Raw genomic sequence first — 20,050 nt, forward strand, 5'->3', positions numbered from 1 at the left:
GCGGGAACACTGAAGCGGGCCTTCGTCCCGGTGTCACATGGCGAACGCCTCGGCGGGGGTGATGGGGTCGCTGGTGGTGTCCGGCGACCAGCGGCGGACGAGCGCGTCCAGGCCTTCCGGGACGGCGTCGGCGGTCAGCCCCTGCGCCTGGTCGCGCAGCTGCTGCCACTGCGCGGCGATCGCGGCGACGACGCGGCGGCGGTCGCCGTCACACAGCAGCGGCGACAGCAGGACCGCGGCGCGGGCGGCGCGCTGGTAGCCGTCGGCGGCGGTGTCGTCGCCCTCGCTCCAGGCGTGGACCGCCGCGGCCCAGGCACGGTCGGCGTCGGGGATACTCAGGTCGGGCCGTACGGTGCGGCACTCGAGGCGCAGCAGCATGAAGTCGTGGCCGGCGAGTGGCACCACGGCCCCATCCCGGACGACGTGCAACCGGTCGCCGACGACCCGCAGGTCCGCGGTGGCGAGGTCGCGCTGCGCGGCGAGGACGACGGCCAGGTGGCCGGGGCTGACGACGGCGCCACCACCACCGTCCGCGCTGAACGTCTGATGCAGATCCAGATGCACCCGCCCGTCCGAACGCACGACCAGGTCACGCGCGCTCTCGGACACCTTCGCCGCGACCGGCAGCGCGGGCACGGGCAGCAGCGACACGAGCGACAGCACGTCCACGGCCACGTCGAGATGGTTGCCGGACTGCAGCCCGAAGAGCACCGCGGTCACCTCGATCTCGCCGCCCTCGTACGGCACGAGGTCGGTGAGCGCGAAGTTGAGCCGCACGCCGTCGGTGAGCTGCCCCGGCTCGGGCCGCAGCACCCGCCCGTAGTCGTGCGTCGTCCGCCCGCCCGCCGTGATCCCGACCCTGGTGTGCGCGGCCGGCACCCAGTCGGCGAGCAGCGTCGAGCGGTGCTGCAGGAACATCTGCGACAGCCACACCCGCACGTACCCCTGCCGCGGCACCAGCGGCGTGGCCCCCTCGGCGGGCAGCGCCGCGAACACCAGCTGCTCCGCGGGCCGCCGCACCGTGGTGCGCACCGTTGACCAGAACCCCATTACGCCTCGCTCCCTGTCTGCACCTGGAAGAACGTCATCTCCGCCGCGTACGCCCGATCGGTCCGCCGCGCCAACTCCTCACGCGCCGCCCGCACCGCCGCCGGGATCCCAGTGAGCCCCGCACCCGCCACGACCTCGCCACCCGCCACGACCTCGCCACCCGCCGCGACCTCGCCGCCCACCGCCGCCGCCTCGCCATCCGCCGCCAGGCCGTCCGTAACCTCCGCGCCTGCCGCCGGGCCGTCCGTCGGTCCCGCGCCTGACGCCGAGTCGTCCACAGGTCCCGCGCCTGACGCCGAGTCGTCCGCCGGTCCCGCGCCTGCCGCCGGCACGTCCGTGAGCGCCGCGAACGGTGCGAGGACCGGCCCGAGATGCTGCAGCGGCATCGCCGGCACGAGCACCACGGCGGCCGCCCCGGCCCGCATCAGGTCGCCACAGCACCTGCGCAGCAGGGCGTTGTCCGGTCCGGGCTCGGTGGCGTCGGCGATGACGAGGACCAGCCGTAGCCGGTCCATCGGCAGGTCGTCCGGGTGCACGGTCAGCGCCTCGACCGTGATGCGGGGCTGCCCGTCGACGAGGACGGCGAGCCCCGCGACGGCCAGCAGCCCGGTCGTGACGGCGCCGGGTGCCCCGACCGTGTCCAGCGCCGCCATCGTCTCGCGCAGCAGCGTCCGCCGGATCGGCCCCGCCAGCACGGTCCAGCCCGGATCCGCCGGCAGGGTCGCGCCCTGAGCTTCCCAGATCCTGCGGGTGTCGAGCAGGACCCCAGCACCCTGCGCCAGCGGCACCTCCCAGGCCACCCCGTCGTCGGACGGGAGGACGTGCAGTGGCACCGGCAGCCCGGCCCGATCCGCCGCGGCCAGGACCGCTGCCGCCCGGCGGGCTCGCCGGCGCGGCCATCCCGGAGCGTCGGCGTCCGCCCCTTGCCGCAACGGCACGGCGACCCGGGCGCTTGCCGCGGGGTCCTTCCACTCGGCGCTGACCAGCATTCGCGGCTGGCTGTTCACCCAGGGCCCGGGGAGGCCGACGCGGAGGCTGACGAGGACCCGCCGGGGCGTCCTGCGCCAGGTGCGGGACCACCGGGGCAGCCCTTCCCACAACCAGTCCAACCCGATGCTCGCCGCCGGCACGAGGGCGAGCGCGACCGCGACCGGCAGCAGCGCCAATCCCAGCCCGTACCCGAACGCGACGAGGAACCCGAGCGCAAGGATCCCGCATGTGGTCGTCAGCGGCCGCCAGTTCTGCGAGCGGACCGCCCACCGCTCGGCCCACGCCGGCACCACCGGCGACGCGGGGGGCGCCGGCACCGGGTCTGCGACGGGCGCCTGGACCGAGTGTCCCGACGCCGGCTGCGGCTGCTCACCGAGCACGGCGAACCGGTCGGCCGCCCATCGCAGCAGGCGTTGGCCGGCCGCTGGGCGGTACACGGCGAGGAGCCGCCCCTCCTCGAGGGCGATCTCCGCGATCCGGCGGGCGCCGAGGGCCGGCTCCAGCCAGTCCAGCGCCGGGGGCTCGTCGCCGCCGAACAGCGCCGCGTCCAGCAGCGCCCGCCGGGCCGCGGCGTCAGGCTGGTTACGGTGCCGCCACCACCACTCCTGCGGCGGAGGGCTCTCGCGCTCCCGTGGGTACGGGTCCGGGGGTCTGACCGCGGACGGGTCGAGCACGATCCGCGCCCGGACCGCAGCCTGGGACGTCGACGTTTGCCGGAGGTGCCTGCCCCAGTCGCGGTTGAGCAGCACGGCCAGGTCGAGCAGCGCGTCGTCGAACACGTCCATGGTGGGCCGGTCCGCCACCCGCCCCCGGTCGAGCGCGGCCCGCGCCTCCGCCGCGCCGCCGAGGGCACCCCAGGCCCGGGCGAGCGCGACCCGCAGCGGCGGCACCGCCTCGTGCGCGGCGACCGTCGCGGGCGGCGTCACGGTCGTGCCGAGCGCCTGCTCGACCGCCACCACAGTGCCGCGGTCGACAACGCGGTGGGCGAGCATGTGCAGCAGCGTGATCGAGGCCAGCCGGTCAGCGTCCGGATTACCGGCCCGCCCCGCGGCGTCGAGCAGCAGCACCCGGTCCGCCCGCGCGAGCATCCGCTCCGGCTCCGCCAGCAGACGGTCCGGTTCCTCCGACGACCGGTCCGGCTCCGTCAGCGGCGCTTCTGGATGCGCCGGCGACTGGTCCGAGACCGCAAGCGACCGGTCCGGCTCCGTCACCGACCGGTCCGGCTCCCCCGGTGGGCGGGCCGGCTTCGGGACGGGTCGGCCGGCGAGGCGGGCGAGTTCGAGGCGGACCCGGTCGGCGGTGACGGCGGGCGCGTCCCAGTCCGCGCCGACGAACGGATCCAGCGGCGCCGACGGGTCGTCCGGCAGCGCGGCGAGGGCCTCCCCGGCGAGCCGGTCCGCCTCGTCGACGTCGCCGGAGAGCCAGGCGAGGCGGGCGCGGAGCATGCGGGCGTACGCGGCTGCCCCGCACGCCTCGGCCAGGGCGGCCAGCTCGTCGACCTGCGCACGGCCGACGCCGAGCGCGCGCACGTCGCGGTCCGGGCTCCGTTCGATCTGGTCCAGCCGGGCGGACACGGCCGCGAGGGCGTCGCCGAGCAGCAGCCGGGCCCGACGCCAGCCTTCGGCGAGGTCCCAGAACCTGACCGCGCCGTCGGCGGCGCCGGTCGCCGCGACCGTCCTGCCCCGGACGGTGGCGAGGGCGATCGCGGTCACCGCGGCGTCGTGCCCGGTGATCGGCGCCCCGAGCGGCACCCCGGCGCGCAGGTCCCAGGCGTGGATGCGGCCGTCGGTGGCGCCGGTGAGCGCGATCGGCCGCCCGTCGAGCGTGCCGGCCGCGACGGCGGTGGCGGGGCCCGCTTCCGGTACCGCACCCGACAACGCGAGCCGACGCCGTCCGGTCGCGGCGTCCCAGGCGCGCACGTCCCGCCCGCCCGCGACGAGCCAGGTGCCGTCGGGCGCGATCGCCACCCCCCACACCCCGGCCGCGTGACCGGTCAGGACGGGCCCGGGTGCGCCCGTCGCGGACCAGATCCGGACGGCGCCGTCGTTGCCCGCGGCGGCCAGCCACCTGCCGTCGGGCGCGACCGCGCAGTCCCACAACGGCCCGACCGCACCGGTCAGGGTGCGCAGCGGCGCGCCGGTCTCCGCGTCCCACAGCCGCACCGTCCCGTCTGCGCCGGCCGTCGCCAGCCACCTGCCGTCAGGCGCGACCGCGCACGCCCACGCCCCGCCCGCGTGGCCCTCAAGCGTGCGTCGCAGCGCCCCGGTCTGCGCGTCATGCAGGTGTACGGCCCCGCCCGCCGCACCCACCACGACCCCTCTCCCGTCCGGGGTTACCGCACACCCTCGCAGCCCGCCGCCGTGCGGAAACTCCCAGACGGGCGGGCCACCGGTGGTCGCGTACCGGCGCAGGACCCCGGCACCGTCGGCGGTCACGACCCACGTCCCGTCGGGCCCTGCCGCGCACCCCCACACCCCGCCCTCGTGCCCACCCAACTCCGCCAGCGGCCGCCCCGTCGCCGCGTCCCACAGCCTGGCGGCGTCGTCCCCGCCGGCGGCCGCGACCCACGTGCCGTCGGGCGCCACCGCGCACGCGAGCACCGCCCCGCCGCTGCGCAACACCCGCAACGGCTCCCCGCTCGCCGCGTCCCACAACCGCACCGCCCCGTCGGCGTCCCCGGTCGCGAACCACCTGCCGTCGGGCGCGACCGCACAGGCGTGGACGAGCACCTCCGCACCGGCCAGCTTCCGCACGCCGCCGCCCACACCGAGGTCGTGCACCCGGGCCCCGTCCTTGGCCGCGACAACGGCGAGCGACGCCCACCCATCAGCGCTCGTGACGGCGACGGCATGCACGGCAGCGGCACCGTTGCTCGCAGCCCCGGCCGTCGCGGTCCGCGGATCGACCCGGACCACCCCCGACCCGGCCCCAACCACCAGCACCGCCCCACCACTGTCCACAGTGTCCTGAGGCGCACCCGCCGTGGCTTGACTTGACTCGACGGCCGCGAGAGCGGTGACGGGCGGCCCCGGGACGATCACCTCACGAGCGAGATGGTCGGGCGCCCCGGCGGGCCACAGCCTGACCCTGCCGTCCCGCAGCACCGCCACCACCGGACCACCGGCACCGTCGACGGTGGCGAGCCCGGTCACCGCACCCGCGCCCCGCAGGACCGGGAGGTCCGCGGCAGGCCCGGGTTCGACCGGCCACCAGCGGACACACCCGTCCGTCCCACCGCTCACCGCCACCGGCCGCCCGCCGAGCCGCAGCACCGCCACCGACAGCACCGCCCCCGCATGCGCCCGCCGCGGCGGCGTCACCGCCCGCACGCTGCCGAAGTCCCACACCCGCAACGTCCCAGCCGCATCCCCCGCCACCACGGCCGCCCCGTCGTCCCCCACCGCGATGGCGATCGCCCGCACCACCGCCCCGCCTGCACCGCCAGCACCGTGCCTGCCCGGTTCACTCGTCAGGCGCTGTCCGGGTGCCGCGCCGGCCGCGCCCGTCTCGCCAGGCGTGCCATCTCCGGATCGACGGCCGTCAAGCGGGCCACGGAACCCGCTACCAGGCTCACCCGTCACCGCCCCACCCGGCGCGACGGCCTGCCGCGCGTCACGCCCGGACGGCTCACCAGGCCCACTCGTCACCGCCCCACCCGGCGCGACGGCCTGCCGCGCGTCACGCCCGGACGGCTCACCAGGCCCACTCGTCACCGCCCCACCCGGCGCAACGGCCTGCCGCACGTCACGCCCGGACGGCTCACCAGGTGCTCTGCCGGCCACGCGCCCTTCCAGAGCGCCCACCGCAGCGCCCTGCCTGACACCAGCCGCACCGCCCGGCGAGGTGCGGGACCCGCCGTCCTGCGAGGTTCCGGGCTCCGGAGCGTTGCCGGGTGCCCAGCGGCCCAGGACCGAGCCCGCGGCCGTCCCCGGCGGGATGCCCAGCGTCGCGCCCACGGCCGTCCCGATGCCGGGCATCTCCGACACGACCAGCGACGGTGTGGGCTGCGGCGATGTGGGCTGCAAGCCCGCTCCCCCGGTGCCCCCCACACCGCCGGTGCCGACCCAGCCGAGGGCCTCGCCGAAACCAGCCCCGCCGACGCCACCGATCGTACCGCCGACACCACCCCGACCCGAGCCGCCAACACCTCCAGCGACGCCACCACTACCACCCGCCACGCCGCCGACCGTCGAACCACCGCCGGCCGCCCCCAGGCCGGTGCCGACGCTCGTGCCGCCAAGGGACCGCCCATCGGCGCCCCGGCCAAGGACGCCGCCGGCGCCGGCCACCAGGCCGCCGCCGTGGTACGCCAGGCCCAGGCCGCCGCCGAGGCCACCGCCCGAGGCGGCGGGAGTGCCCCCCGGCGGTGGCGGGGCGGGGTCGATGTGGGGCGTGCCGGCCGGCACCGCCACCGACGCGGCGGCCAGGAGTGCATGCAGGGCGGGGCGGCGGTCCGCGCCGCGCCCGATGGCGGCGTGCTCGGCCCGCAGGCGCAGCCAGCCCGCCCCCGGGTCGGTGGCGACGGCGTCGGCGACCTCCGTCCAGATCGGGACGAGCGGGGTGGCGGCCGAGATCTTTCCGGCGGCCGCGGCGTACAGGGCCCGGGCGCCCGCCGTCGCGGGATGCGCAACGTCGGCCAGCGCGCCGTCGGTACTGAGGATCCGCGCGAACACCGTCTCCGCCCAGCCCCACGCCTGCTCCGACACCACCCTGCGGGCCAGCGAGTCGCACAGCGTCGCCGCGCGGTCCGGGGGTGCGCACCTGAGGGCGGCGTCGACGTGCTCGACGCGCAGGCGGTCGAGGGGGCGGGTGTCGACGAGGCCGGGCAGGCGCAGCCCGAGCGCCCGCTGCGCCTCGAGCCGCTCGTGGTGCTGCGGGTACCGCTCGAAGTACCGCTCGAGCCGGTCCAGCAGGCTGCCGTGCACCTCCAGGAAGGGCGTGTCGAGCGGCGGATGGACGCGGTACTCGAGCCATTCCGTGGCGGCCAGCTCGAACCATGCCTCGGCCAGCCGGTCGCGGTGCGGCGCAGTGGTGGCGGCCTCGAGCATCTCACGGTCGAAGCGGCGCAGGGCGACGACGGCGGCGAGCAGCCCGCGGGCGGGTTCGCGGAGGCGCCGGACGATGCGGTGCTCGACGTACGGGTCGGCCCCCAGCTGCGCCGTGGCGTGCAGGTAACCGGGGTCCTCGCGGACGGCGGCGGCGTGCTGGGCGAGGTCGAACGGGCTGTACCGGACCTCGCCGGACCGCGGGACCGGCTCCGGGCACAGGGCGAGCAGCCGGTCGAGGTCCGCGGCGGCCAGGGTGAGGCCGACCCGGTCGGTGACGTACTGCGAAGCCTCTGATCGGCTGAACCCGCGCACCTCCGCGACCCGCAGGTACGGCTGCCCGGACGGCAGCGGCGCAACGCCGGCGGCGGAGGCACGGACCAGTGGCCGGCGGCCGGCAAGAACGACGCGCACGGACGGCACCGCCGCGTGAATCCGCTCCAGGAGCGTGAACATCGCGACGAGCTGCGGCATCCGGCCCGCCTCGGGGCGGAACTTCGCGACCTCCTCGCAGGTGTCCAGGACGAGCACGACGCGGCGCGGCAGCAGGCGGAGGAACTCGCAGAAGCCTTCGATCGCGGCGAGCATCGCGGGTGAGTCGAGCGCGGCGAGGGCGTCGAGGGCGGTGTCGTCGGGCGCCCAGTGGCGCAGGTCGCGCAGCTGCCGGTCGACGCGGCGGAAGAACGTGTCGGCGCCGCCGGCGGTCGCGTGCGCGCCGAGCTCCTGCAGCAGCTCCAGCAGCAGCTGGCCGGGGCGGCGCAGCGGGTAGTCGGGGTCGAGGTGGTCGAAGTCGACGCGGCTGGTGATGATCCCGCGCTCCGGCGCGAGGCGGGCGGTGAGGTACCGCAGCAGCGTCGTCTTACCGATCCCGCCCTGGCCGAGGTAGTGCAGCGCCCACCGGCCGCCGTCGTCGGGCTCGGCGAGCAGCTGGTCGAACTCCTCGACCGGCCCGCGGCGCACCAGGAACCGCTCCAGGTGCCGGCGGTCCTGCTCGCGCCGCTGCGCCAGCTCCGCCCGCCGCGACACGAGCAGCACGCTCGTCTCCAGCTCGCCGCCGATGACCGGCAGCAGCAGCCGCGCGGTCTCGACCCAGCCGAGGGCCTCGCCGACGGCGCCGGACTCCAGCAGCGGCCTGCACGCGCTTTCCAGGCGCCGGGCGGTCGCGGCGCCGGAGGGGTCCTGCGCGGTCCCGGCGAGGTTCGCCCATTGCCGCAGCGTCGCCGGTACGGCCAGCGCCTGCACCTCCGGCGACCGTACCCTGCCCGCGGCCGTGACGGACACCGCCCGCAGCCACGCCGTGCCGTGCTGCGCGGCGAGGGCGGCGAGCACGTCGGGGCGGGCCGCGTCGGGCATCCAGAACCCGGCGTCGCTCCCGGCGGGCGCGGTGAGCTCCAGCACCCGGCGCAGCAGCGCGGGCGCGCCGGCGTCGGCCACGTAGGGCAGCAGGCGGGCGAGCACTGCGGCGTCGGGCTCCTCGGCCTCCTCGGCCGCGATCCGTGCCTCCTCGGCAACCCGCGCGGCCTCCTGCGGCGCGAGGGCCGGCAGGGACCGCAGCTTGGCGGTCGCCCGCACGGTACGGTCGTCCGGCAGCACGGCGGATCCGATGGCCCGTACGATCCGGCCGGCGGCCCGTACCCGGCCGGCGATGCGCAGCGCGACGGCGGCGCGGGCCAGTGCGGCGATCGCGTCAGGGTGGCCGCGCCGGTCGGTCAACAGGGTCGCCAGGCTCTCGGCGGCGGCGCCCGCACCGGCGCCGGCGAGGGTCTCGACGAGCGCGACGCAGCCTTCCTGGCCTGGTTCGGCGGTTTCGGCGGCGGCGCGGGCGACCGGCTCGGCGATGCCGGCGACCGCGGCTGCGAGGGGCGGGTGGGCGCGGACGGCGGCGGCGTACGCCTCCAGTCGCAGGCCCTCGTCGAGGATCCGTTCGGCGAAGGCGAGCGCGTCGTCGGGGCGGCCGCGGGCGGCGGCGAGGGCGGCGAGGTCGACCAGGATCAGGGCGCCGATCGACGGGTGGACACCGGTGAGCGACGCCTCGACCCGGGCCTGCGCCAGCTCGGCGGAGGACGCCGGCAGCAGCTCTCCCGTGGCGGCGAGCACCGCGGCCCGGTCGGCGGGATCGTCCTCAGTGGACGGCGGACCCGCCTCCAGGTTGGCCACCGCCGGTGCGAGGACGGCGGGTGCGACGTCGCCGACCAGCTGGACGAGTTCCGCGTACGGTGCCGCGCACTCCACCGCGGCCGCCGCCACGCCTGCGGCGTCGCCGAGGACGGCCGCGACCCGCAGCCGGTCCTCCGCGCCGAGCGGGTCCACTGTGGACGGGTCGGCGCCGGTGACGGCCAGGGCGTACGCGCGCTGGGCCGGGTCCATGACCGCGGCGGCCACGGCACGGGCGTCGGCGGTCAGCTCGCCGGGCAGGCCGCGGGCGATCTGGGCGAGGAGGGTGGCCTTGGTGGCGTCGGAGCCGATCTGCGGCACGGCCGCGAGCACCTCGGCGCACAGCTGCCGGCGCAGCCACGGGGTCGTCGCCGCCGGGAGCTCGCGGACGGTGGTGGCGAGCAGCCGGGCCCTGACCAGGGCGCCGCGGCGGTCGAGGCGGTGCCGCTCGGCGACGCACCAGCCGGCTTCGACCGCCTCCGTCAGCACCGCGTCGAGGCTGGGGAACCCGGCGGCCGCGGCGACCCGGCGGGTCCACTCGGGGGCGAGCGCGAGCCACGCGACGGCCTCCGCGCCGATCCGCGCGATCCGGTCCCGCCGGTCGGCCTCGATGCGCGCGGCGAGCCCCGCGTCGAGCGCCCTCGCGTCCAGTCCGCCCGTACCGCGACCGCCCGCGTCACCGCCGCCCGTACTACGGGCGCTCACAGCACGACCGCCCGCGTCATGGGCCTCCGTGTCGCCGGCAGCCGCATCTGGAGTGCGGGCGTCGTGGACGGCCGAGATGCGCGCAGCGACGTCACGGGCAACGGCGCCACCGATGGCGGCAGAGAAGGCGGAGGAGGCACGGTCGTAGGCGTCGCGGGCGGCGGCCTCACGAGCGAGAGCCTCGCGGGCGGCGGCGACACGGGCGTCCTCGTCGCGAGCGGCGGCGGCCGAGATGTCGGGCTGGTCCGGGTTCACAGGCCCGCCGCGGTGACGTCGTCGTCGGCGGACAGCACGTACTTCGCGTGGAACGACATCTCGATGGCGAGCGGGAACACGACGCCTTCGACGAAGTTGTACGGCAGGCCCTTCATGTACCGGCGCCAGGTGACGACGATCGGCGCGGCCTCCTCCGGGGTGAGGGTGCGGTCCACGGCCCAGGGCCGGTCGGTGAAGCCGGGCGCCTTCTGGCCCAGGAACGGGTGCAGCATGACCTGTTCGTAGGCGAACAGGTCCTCGTCGCCGGCGTCGCTGAGCGGGGCGAGGTCGACGTGGGCGAGCCAGCGCCCCCGCTGGCGGCCCTGCCGGATGTCGTCGACGATCCGCGGTGCGCTGATCATGAGCACGACGGGGAGGGGTTCCTGCTCGTCGCCGAGGCCGTGTTCGCCGAGCATGCCGCCGCCGAGCAGCGCGTCGAGCACGTCCTGCGCGGTCTGGTCGAGGTTGTCGAGCAGCAGCACGGCCCGGCCACCGCGCAGGTGCGGCCAGCGCCGCCGGGCGTCGGCGAGCAGCGCGGCCAGGTCCAGCTGCAGCGCCATGCGCATGGCGGCGAGCGGCATTCGGCCGACGAGGCGCCGCACGGTCGGGTTGAGCAGCGCCGGGTCGGCGTCGGCGGTGCCGGCGAGCACGTCGGCGAGGCCGGCGGACTCGGTCAGCTCGTCGATGGTGAGCCCCAGGTGCAGCCGGACCTGTTCGATGCCGTTGGACACCGCGGAGCACAGGGTGGCGTGGCTGCGGGGCGCGACGAGGTCGCCGCCGCCGGTGCCGACAAGGACCGGCAGGTGCCCGTCGAGCAGCGCCTGCCGGGCGATCTCGCGCAGGGTGCGGGTCTTGCCGACCCCGGCGGACGGCTCGGCGCAGATCGCGAGGGCGCCGCGGCGCGGCTCGTCGCGCCCGGACTCCCAGCCGGTGCGGCGGCCGCCCGGACCGGCGAGCAGCGGCAGGAACGCGGACAGGACGTTCTCCCGGCCGCAGAAGACGGGGTCCTCCTCGAGGCCGTACGCGCTGATCCAGCCCGCCGCGAGGCCGGCACCGCCGTCGCCGGCGCGGATGGGCAGCGGCTCGTCCTCGTCGGCGAGGAACACCGCGGGCAGCGCCCAGTCCAGCCCGCCGGCGGCGTCCGCGGCGAACGTGAGCCGCCGGGCCTCGGCGGTCGCGGCGACGATCGAGGTGCCGGCGGCGAGCGCCTGGCCGAAGCGGCGGGTGAAGAGCCGGCATGCCCGGTCGCTGACCATGCCCGCCATCGCGGCGACGACCGGCACGCCGCCGGCGACGAGGTCGGCAGCGAACGGCGTCGCCATCCCCGGCCCGGGCACGTGCAGCGCCCCGGTCTCGCACGCGCTGAGCACGACCACCGGCGGTTTCCGGCCACCGACGGTGAGCTGCTCGGCGAGCTGCGCGGCGTACCGCTGCTCCTCCTTGACCCTCGGGTCGTCCGCGCACAGCACGATGTACGGCCCGTGCGGCCCGGTCCCGCCGTGGGCGATGATGTGCACGACGTCGGGCCGGAACGTCTCCATCGCCGCCTCGAGCCGGTCGGGGCTGGCGTCGTGCAGCATCCGGTAGTGGATGCGGGCGCCCGCCTGCCGGACGGCACGCAGCAGCCCGGCGATCTCGGCCCCGGGCCGGACCCGCAGGTCGGTCGCGGCGGTCCCCACGACGAACAGCACCCGCGGGGGCACCCGCAGCGGCTCGGCCGTGCCCCGCGTGCCGGCGAGGACCCGGGTGACGGCGACGGGCGCCCCACCGGCGGACGTGGCGAGGAACCGCCGCCCGTCGTGCAGCAGCTCCCACGGCAGCCCGCTGAGGTCGGCGTCCCCCACCGGCCACCGCAGCGCCAGCTCCAGCGGCGCGCCCGGGTGCAGCGCGACGAGGTCCCCGATCGCCGCCCACGCCGCGCCACCGCCGGCACCGGGGGCACTGGGGCCGGCCGGGCCGAGGAGCGCGGCGTGCAGGAGGCCACCGAGGGCGGCGCCGGTCGTGGCGCCGACGCGGACGGCCATGGCGGCCACCGCCCGGGCCACCGACTCGGCCGTCGCGGCGCAGCACAACGAGTGGTCGGGCCCGCCCGTGCACCATTCAGGGTCCGGCAGCGGGACCCGGCGGCCCGCGTGGGTGCCCGCCCGCATCCGCCGCGGCGGCGCGCCCGGCGCCGGCCATGACCAGCCGGGCTGCCCGGTGCTCGTCAGGCGCACGGTCCAGCCGTCGCCGGCCGGGTCGCGGGCGACGTCGACGAGGATCCGCAGCGCGGTCACGGCTCGTCCCGCAGCAGCAGCGCCGCCAGCTCGGCGGCTAGCACGGCGGAGCCGGCGGGCGCGGCCGGACCCGCGTCGCGCAGGCCGGGCTCGGCGCAGGCGGTGATCACGTCGAGGGTCGTGTCGGCGAGGCGGCGCACCGCGGCAGGGTCGGTGAGCCGCGAACGGGCGACGTGGCCGGCGGCGGCGTACCCGAGCACGGCCCGCGGGCCGGACTCCCCCGCCGCGCCGTCGCCGCGCAGCAGCAGCCCCGCGCGCAGGTCGACGGCGCCGCCCGGGTGGTGCTCGGACGGGTCGAAGCCGGCGAGGTCCGTGAGGCCGACCGGCCCACACAGCGGACCGAGCAGCGCGTCGACGACGCCGGTCACGCGGCCCAGGTCGCGGCGGATCGCGGCGGCGCGCCGGTCGGTGGCGGGCGGGTCGCCCAGCGGGACGCCGACGGGCGGCAGGCCGAGGCGGTCCGCGAGCGCGGACAGGACGGTGAGGCGGACCAGCGGCGCCGGGTACCTGCCGCGGCCTCGGTCCAGCATCGACGGGCCGCCACCGAGCTCGAACGGCAGCAGCGCCTCCGCCGACGCCGCGCCCATCGTGACGAGCCCGGCCAGGTCGGCGAAGAGCTCGTGACTCCAGCCGCCCCACGACGCCGCGTCGTCGCCGCCGGCCGCGCCGACGGCCGTGCGGACCCGGTCGCGCAGCGCCCCGCCGGGCAGCAGGTCGTGCTCCAGGTGGTGCCCGACCTCGTGACCGAGCAGCACCAGGGTCCACGGCGCCCAGGCGGCACCCGCGGGCAGCGCCACGGTCGGCACCGGGAGTCTGACGAGGAGCACCGCGAGGAGGTCGTCGGCGCTGTCGGGGCGCAGCGCGGCCGGTGGCGCGTCGCGGAGCGTCGCCTCGGGTGCCTGCACCGGGTCGAGGAACGGCAGCGGCGCCGGCGACGGCGGCACGGGCAGGCCGTGCGCGAGCGCGCCGCGGACGAGCCCGGCGTGGACGCTCCAGGCGACCTCGTCGGCGGCGGCGAGCGCGCGGCGGTGGGCGGGGTCGTCGCGCTGGTCGAACTTGGCCGCGTACCAGCTCCACAGGCGGCGCACGAGCGCGGCGCGGCCCTCGAACCGGCGGCACGCGTCGAAGATCTCGCCGGGGGTGCCGGTCGCGGCGGCCGGGAACGCGGCGGCCACCCGCTCGGCGGCGCCGCCGAGGGTGTCGTCGATGCTGGTCAATGCCGTGTGGAACTGCCGGCGCGGGTCGCGGGCGCGGCGCCGGTCGGTCCACGCGGCGATCTCGCGGCGAAGCCGGTCGATGCCCTCCGCGGTCTCCGTCACTCGGATGTGTACCGCGTCCAAGGGGACACCTTTCCGTCTGACACCTTCCGCATCTGGCCGCGTACCGCTTGTATAGCTCACGGCGGACACGGTTGGTATCGGCGTTCCGACGGACGGAGACCGGTGGCGGTGATGGATGGCCTGCACAGCGCCGAGCGGCTGGGCCTGGTCCGGGGGCGGCTGCTCGACGAGCTCGCGGCGTTGCGGACCCGGCCGCTCGCCCTCGTGGTGGCGCCGGCCGGTGCGGGAAAGACGACCCTGCTCGCCCAGTACGCCACCCGCTGGGAGGGACCGGTCGGCTGGTGGCGGGTCGACCCGGCCGACGCGAGCGCCGCGGCCGTCGCCCGCCGGATGCGCGCCGCGATCCCCGGTGCGGCGCACCTGCCGGAGGAGCCGCAGGCCCTCGCGGCCGCGCTCGGCGGCGAGGACCGGCCGCCGACGCTGGTGATCGTCGACGACCTGCACCGGCTCGCCGCGCCCGACGCCGAACAGGCGCTGGAGACGCTGCTGGTACGGGCGCCGTCCTGGCTGCACGTCCTGGCCGCCGGGCGGCGCATGCCGGGGCTGAACCTGGCCCGCTACGAGCTGGCCGACGTGAGCATCGTCGACGGCGAGCAGCTCCGGTTCCGCTCGTGGGAGGCCGAGCGGCTGCTGCGGGAGGTGTACCGGGAGCCGCTCCCACCCGACGACGTCGCCGCCCTCGCCCGCCGCCTCGGTGGCTGGGCCGCCGGACTGCACATGTTCCACCTGTCGACCCACAACCGGCCGCTGGTCGAGCGCCGCCGCGCGGTCGCCGCGCTGGACGGCCGGCAGGCGCTGACCCGGGCGTACCTGGCGCACACGGTCCTGGCCGAGCTGCCGGTGCCGCTGCGGGAGTTCCTGCTGCGCACCAGCGTCTTCGACGTGCTCACCCCGCAGCGGTGCGAGCGGCTGCTCGACGACGGGGGCGGCAGCCGGGAGCACCTCGCCGAGCTGGAACGGCGGCAGGCCTTCACCGCCAGCACCGACGGCGGGCGCAGCTACCGCTACCACGAGGTGCTCCGCGCCCACCTGGCGGTGACCCTCGCGGAACGCTTCGGCGAGGCGGGTGCGCGGGCCCTGCACGCCCGGGCCGCGACGCTCCTCGCCGAGGAGGGCGCGCTCGTGGAGGCGGTGCGCGCCGCCGCCCGCGCCGAGGACTGGGACCAGGTCCGGGCGCTGCTGGACCGGCTCGGCGGGCGGGCCGCCGACGACCCCGGCGACGGCACCGAGCCGTGGCAGGACCTGCTGCCGGAGTGGCTGGTCGCCGAGGACCCGTGGCTCATGCTGGCGAAGGGCCGGCACCTGCTGGCCCGCGGGCGGATCGAGGCGGCGGTGCTGTGCCTGCGCGCCGCCGAGGAGCACTTCTTCGACGAGCAGGGCCGGGGCCTCTGCCGGGCGGTCCGCCGGCTCGCCGCGCTGTGGGCGCCCGGCGGCGCCACCCTGCCCGGGCACTACGCGGGCGAGCTGCGGGCCGCGGCCCGCCGCGCCCTCGCCGAGGTCGCCGCCGCCACGCGGGAGCCGCTCGTGCGGGCCGCCGCGCGGCTGCTCGCGGGTGACCCCGACGGCGCCCGGCGGGCGCTGCCGCCCGACCCGCCGGTGGGCGTCGGCGTCGCCGACCTCGGGGTCCGGCTGCTGCACGCCTGCCTGGACGTCGCCGGCGCGTGGCCGACCGCCCGCGGCGAGCTCGACCGCCTGGCCGCCGACGCCGAGTGGGCCGGCCAGCCGTGGATCGTGCGGATGGCCCGGGCGCTGGGCGCGTTCGACGGCACCGCGCAGGGCCTGACCGAGGCACGCGCCGCCGTCGCCGAGTGCGACCGCGACGGCGACCGCTGGGGCGCCGCCCTCGCGCAGGCGCTCGTCTGCCTGGTCGGCACGCCGGTCCCGGCCGCCGACGACGCTGCCGAGCTGCTGCGGCACTGCACGGCGCTGGACGCCCCGGTGCTGCGGGCGTGGGCGGAGTCGCTGCTGAGCGTGGCGCAGGCCGCCGCCGGCGACCCGGACGGCCCGGCGAGCGCGGCCCGCGCCGAACGCCTCGCCCGCGACGCCGGAGTCCCGGCCGCGGCCGCCCTCGCCGCCGCGGCCGCCTCCCGCGCCACCACTGACCCCAACACCAACGGCGGCAGCAGCCCCACGGAAGCTACTGCCGCCGGGCGTGGAGGCCGCGAGACGAGCAACGCCAGGCGCGGCGGCGGAGGGCAGGAGGGCGCCGGGATCGCGCGGGTGGTCGAGGCTGGGCTGCCGGCCGCGGCGGTGCTGCGGTGGCTCGGCGAGCGGCCCGGCGGCGACCCGGCCACGGCGGTGCAGGCACCGCCGGTCGAGGTGTACTGCCTCGGCGGGTTCCAGCTGCGGCTGCACGGCCGGGAGCTCGACCTCGCCGGGGTGAAGCCGCGGACCCGGGTCGCGCTGCGGCTCCTCGCGATGCACGCCGGCCGGCCGCTGCACCGGGAGACGATGCTGGAGGCGCTGTGGCCCGGCGTCGCCACCGCCTCGGCGACGCGGAGCCTGCACGTCACGCTGTCCAGCCTGCGGGCGGTCCTGCCGCCGGAGCCGCGGCTGCTGTCCCGCGACGGCGACGCGTACGAGCTGACGCTGCCGCCCGGCGGCTACAGCGACATCGGCAGCTTCGCCGCGGCGCTGCGCGAGGCCCGCCGGGCGGCCGTCGCCGGTGACGGCCACGCCAGGGCGGCGGCGCTGCACGAGGCGCTGTTCGCCTACGGCGGTGAGCTGCTGCCGGAGGACGGCCCGGCGGAGTGGGTGGTGCACGAGCGGGAGGTGCTGCGCCGGCGCGCCGCGGAGGCCGCCACGGAGCTCGCGACGGCGCTGCTGGCCGCGGGTGAGACCGCCGACGCGGTCGCCGCGGCCGAGCGCTGCGTGCAGATCGACCGGTACTGCGACGCCGGCTGGCGGCTCGTCGTGGACGGCTACCGGCAGCTGGGCAACCTCGCGGCGGCGGCCCGGGCCAGGCGCGAGTACGCCCACGTCCTCGCCTCCCTCGACGCCACCCCGATCCGCTGAGGCCGCGTCGCGGTGGGCACGAACAGCACGGCTACGACGCATCGACGCCTGGCCCCGCTACCACTCGCCGACGATCTCGATCACGACCGCCGCCCGCAGGTGTGCCGGCACCTGGTCGCTCACGACCCGCTCGTACCAGGCGGTGTCCAGGCCCGCCGACGCCGGCACGAACACGCGGACCCGCACCGGGCCCGACCACTGACCGACCGCCTCCTCCTCGATGACGCAGCCGCCGTTGTCGTGCACCTCCACCCGGCCGCCGGTCGCGAGGGCGAGGAACCGTTCGAGACCCCACACAGTGCCCCGCCACCCGTACAGGTCGACGGCGTTCGCAAGCAGCTTCCGGCGCCGCTCGGCCGGAACCGCCGGGTCGCGCACGATCCCGAGCCAGGAGCCGAGCCAGTCCACGAAGTCGTCCGGCGCGAGCCGCGGGTCCAGGTACTCGGCCAGGGTGTCGATGCTCAGCAGAACCGGCGCGAGGAGGTCGTCGATGCCGTGGGCGACGCCCGCCACGAACCGGTCCTCGGCGAGGACCGCCGGCAGGAAGGCGGCCACGGGATGCGGCGAGCCCGGCGATGTCACACGACCACCCGCACCTGGTGGGCGAAGGACAGCACCAGCGCGTTGCGCGGCACGTCGACCCGGTCCTGCGCCGCCAGCCGCTCGCCGGTGAGCACGTCGGCGGCGTGCAGGGCCAGATGGTCCACGGTGTCCACGCCGGGCAGCGGCTGCAGCAGCGCGAACAGCTCGCCGTGGCCGACGGCCCGGCCGAAGGGCCAGCCCGTGCCGGCGGGTCCGCCGCACAGCGGGTCCAGGTAGCGCTCCAGCGCCGCGACCGCCGCCGCATGCAGCAGCTCCACATCCGTCGCGGGCAGGGCCCGGATCGCCGCGACAACCGTGACACCCACGTAGCTGGCCGACTCGATGGTGACCCGGGCGCCGATGCAGCGGCGCTGGTTCAGGTACTCCGCGATCCGCTGCGTGATGTCGCGGTCGACCCGCATGTCGTCGAGCCGCGGCGTGGTGCCGGCAGTGACCGCCGGCACAACGACGACGTGCACCAGACCCTGTTCGTCGCCGATGCACCGGACCCGGGCGATCTCCGGCGCGGCCTCCCGGGTGAGCACCTCGTAGTCCTCTGCGGTGACGGCGCGTCCCCTGGTCCGCAGGTGGATCTGCGTCCGCGCTGCGGCCTCGGCGACGCTCTCCGCGGGCACGCCACCGGCGGCCGGCCGGCGGTTCGTCACCCGGCTGACGAACGGGATCGCGTCGCGCAGGACGGTCAGCGTGCCGGCGGCGACGTTGCCGCGGCGACCCCCGCCACGGCGGTGCCCGGCGGCGCGGACCACCGCGCCCCGCCGCGGGACGGCGCCGAACTGCCGCATCGACCCGTCCGACTGGCGGATCGCCGGGCCGAACACCACCTCGTCGTGCTCGACGCGCACCGCCCGCTGCTCGGCGTCCAGGTCGGCGAACGTGGCGACCTCCGGCCACGCCTGCCATCCGTCGCCCTCGTCGACCTCGATCACGCCCGAGCCCGCCACGACCGGGCCGCGTTCGAGCCGGAACCGCTGGCCGGGCCGGCCCTCGCAGACACCGAGGGATTCGGGGTCCATGACGTCGGCGTGCGCGGCGGTCACGGTCACCCCGACCGCGACGGCGGAGCAGGCGCGGATCACCGGCGGATTGACGTAACCGGTCTCGTGGCCGAGGAGGCGGGCCCGCAGCCAGCTTGCGCGGCGGTCGATCAGGACCCGGTCGCGGTGCTTCGTCGGCACGTGCAGCAGCACGTCGCCGTCCCGGGTGAGCCCACCGGTGCCGTCGGCCTCCACGTCGCACGCGAGCCAGCCCTCGTCGGTGGACGCCTCCCACACGATCGGCGGCCGGTTGGGGTCGATGCCGTACCCGGGGGCGTCGAACCGGAGCTGCAGCAGCAGCGCCGCGTTCGCGGCCGGGGCCGCGAGCCCGAAGTAGAGCGCGTCGTCGGGCCGCGCAGGGTCGCCGAAGGCAGCCACGCCGACCCCGCTGGTCAGCTCGGCCGTCCGGTCGCTGAGCGGGCCGCCGGCGGCGGTCAGGACGTAGGCCAGCGCCGCCGGTAGGACTACGCCCTCGCGGGTCGTGGTGAAGACCGGCGGCCGCTCGTCGCCGGTGCGCACCGCGGTGACCTGCGTGCCGGTCGGGACCCGCACGGGCTGCCGCTGCGGCGCCGACAGCAGGAACGTCACCTCGGTCCGCGCCGCCTGAGCGGGGTACGGGACGATCCCGATGAGCTCCAGCAGCCGCCGCTCGTGCAGCTCCGGCACCCGGTTGAGCCGGTAGATCAGCTGGTCGACGAGGGTCGCCACGGCCTCCAGCAGCGTGACGCCCGGGTCGGACGGCTGGGTGGCCGTCCACTCGGGGCAGCGGGCGCGGACGTGCCGCAGCGCGTCGTCCAGCAGGCTCTGGAAGTCGCGGTCGTCGAGGTTGGGTGCGGGCGTGGGCATCAGCGGCCCTCCGGTTCGGGCGCCGCCGCGGCGGGGTCCGGCGCGTCGGCGGGGAACAACTGGAACGGCACGGCCACGGCCTGCGGGTCGCGCTCGCCCACCACCGTGTACCGCAGCGTGATCGTCAACATGCCGGCCTCGGCCTGCTCGAAGCCGACGGTCACGTCGTGCAGCGCGATCCGCGGCTCCCAGCGTTCGATGCTGCGGCGCACCTCGTACGCGGCCCGGCCGGCGGTCGACGCGTCGGCGGGCGCGAACACGAGCTCGTGCAGCGCGCAGCCGAAGTCGGGGCGCATCGGCCGCTCGCCGGGCGCGGTGCCGAGGATGAGCCGGATGCTCTGCTCGATCTGCCGGTCGCCGCCGGCGAGCGCGACCGTGCCGAGCGCGTCGAGGCCGGCCGGGAACGCCCATCCGGCGCCGACGTGGCCCTGCTGCCCCGCGTGCACGGCCCTCACCCGCCGATCAGGACGGTCGGGCAACCGGTCACGATCGGCGCGCCGCATGCCGTGATGTCGCCCGACCGGGCCGCCGGCAGGCCCCCGATGAGCACCGTGGGCGCGCCGGTCGCCACCGGGGACGGCGGGTGCACCGCCGGCGGCGGGAACGAGCACACGTGCAGGTCGCCCTGGCGGGCGGCGGGCGCGCCGCCGATGAGGACGGTCGGTGCCCCGCCCACGAGCACGCCGGGGTGCCCGGTGGGGTCACCCATCCTTGCCGCGGGACGCATCGCCCCTCTC

The 20,050-nt window shown here is 77.5% G+C and carries 9 protein-coding genes; 1 reads left to right on the forward strand and 8 read right to left on the reverse strand.

What is annotated here, in order from left to right:
* Window positions 1–33 precede the first annotated feature (33 nt).
* Genes ABD332_RS35030 through ABD332_RS35045 form a run of 4 tightly spaced genes read right to left on the reverse strand, consistent with a single transcriptional unit; the run spans window position 34 to window position 13,815 of the window.
* Window positions 34–1,050 carry a hypothetical protein gene (locus tag ABD332_RS35030; RefSeq protein WP_344506868.1) on the reverse strand — a complete coding sequence of 339 codons (1,017 nt, stop codon included), beginning with the start codon at window positions 1,048–1,050 and terminating at the stop codon, window positions 34–36.
* Complete coding sequence (locus tag ABD332_RS35035) at window positions 1,050–10,199, reverse strand: hypothetical protein (RefSeq protein ID WP_344506870.1); 9,150 nt, start codon at window positions 10,197–10,199, stop codon at window positions 1,050–1,052. Before ABD332_RS35035 ends, ABD332_RS35030 begins: the two co-directional genes overlap by 1 nt.
* Window positions 10,196–12,475, reverse strand: a complete 2,280-nt coding sequence (locus ABD332_RS35040) for a CHAT domain-containing protein (protein ID WP_344506872.1) — start codon at window positions 12,473–12,475, stop codon at window positions 10,196–10,198. The genes ABD332_RS35035 and ABD332_RS35040 overlap by 4 nt, the downstream gene beginning before the upstream one ends.
* Window positions 12,472–13,815 (reverse strand): hypothetical protein, encoded by a 1,344-nt coding sequence (locus ABD332_RS35045; protein WP_344506874.1) that lies wholly within the window; start codon window positions 13,813–13,815, stop codon window positions 12,472–12,474. The genes ABD332_RS35040 and ABD332_RS35045 overlap by 4 nt, the downstream gene beginning before the upstream one ends.
* Window positions 13,816–13,926: 111 nt before the next feature.
* Here ABD332_RS35045 and ABD332_RS35050 point away from each other — a divergent pair, with 111 nt between their 5' ends.
* Window positions 13,927–16,830 carry an AfsR/SARP family transcriptional regulator gene (locus ABD332_RS35050; RefSeq protein WP_344507251.1) on the forward strand — a complete coding sequence of 968 codons (2,904 nt, stop codon included), beginning with the start codon at window positions 13,927–13,929 and terminating at the stop codon, window positions 16,828–16,830.
* Window positions 16,831–16,887: 57 nt separating this feature from the next.
* On the opposite strand, the gene ABD332_RS35055 is transcribed toward ABD332_RS35050, so the two are convergent.
* The 4 genes from ABD332_RS35055 to ABD332_RS35070 are packed head-to-tail and all read right to left on the reverse strand — an operon-like array spanning window position 16,888 to window position 20,040.
* Window positions 16,888–17,412: a phage tail protein gene (locus ABD332_RS35055; protein ID WP_344506876.1), complete on the reverse strand. Its 525-nt coding sequence runs from the start codon at window positions 17,410–17,412 to the stop codon at window positions 16,888–16,890.
* Window positions 17,409–19,313, reverse strand: a complete 1,905-nt coding sequence (locus ABD332_RS35060) for a putative baseplate assembly protein (protein ID WP_344506877.1) — start codon at window positions 19,311–19,313, stop codon at window positions 17,409–17,411. Before ABD332_RS35060 ends, ABD332_RS35055 begins: the two co-directional genes overlap by 4 nt.
* A complete protein-coding gene (locus ABD332_RS35065) occupies window positions 19,313–19,768 on the reverse strand; it encodes a GPW/gp25 family protein (RefSeq protein WP_344506879.1) in 456 nt (151 codons plus the stop codon). Before ABD332_RS35065 ends, ABD332_RS35060 begins: the two co-directional genes overlap by 1 nt.
* Entirely contained in the window at window positions 19,765–20,040 is a 276-nt protein-coding gene (locus ABD332_RS35070) for a PAAR domain-containing protein (RefSeq protein WP_344506881.1), read from the reverse strand. The genes ABD332_RS35065 and ABD332_RS35070 overlap by 4 nt, the downstream gene beginning before the upstream one ends.
* Between the last annotated feature and the right edge of the window lie 10 nt (window positions 20,041–20,050).

Source organism: Dactylosporangium maewongense, from assembly GCF_039531485.1.
Lineage (GTDB): Bacteria > Actinomycetota > Actinomycetes > Mycobacteriales > Micromonosporaceae > Dactylosporangium > Dactylosporangium maewongense.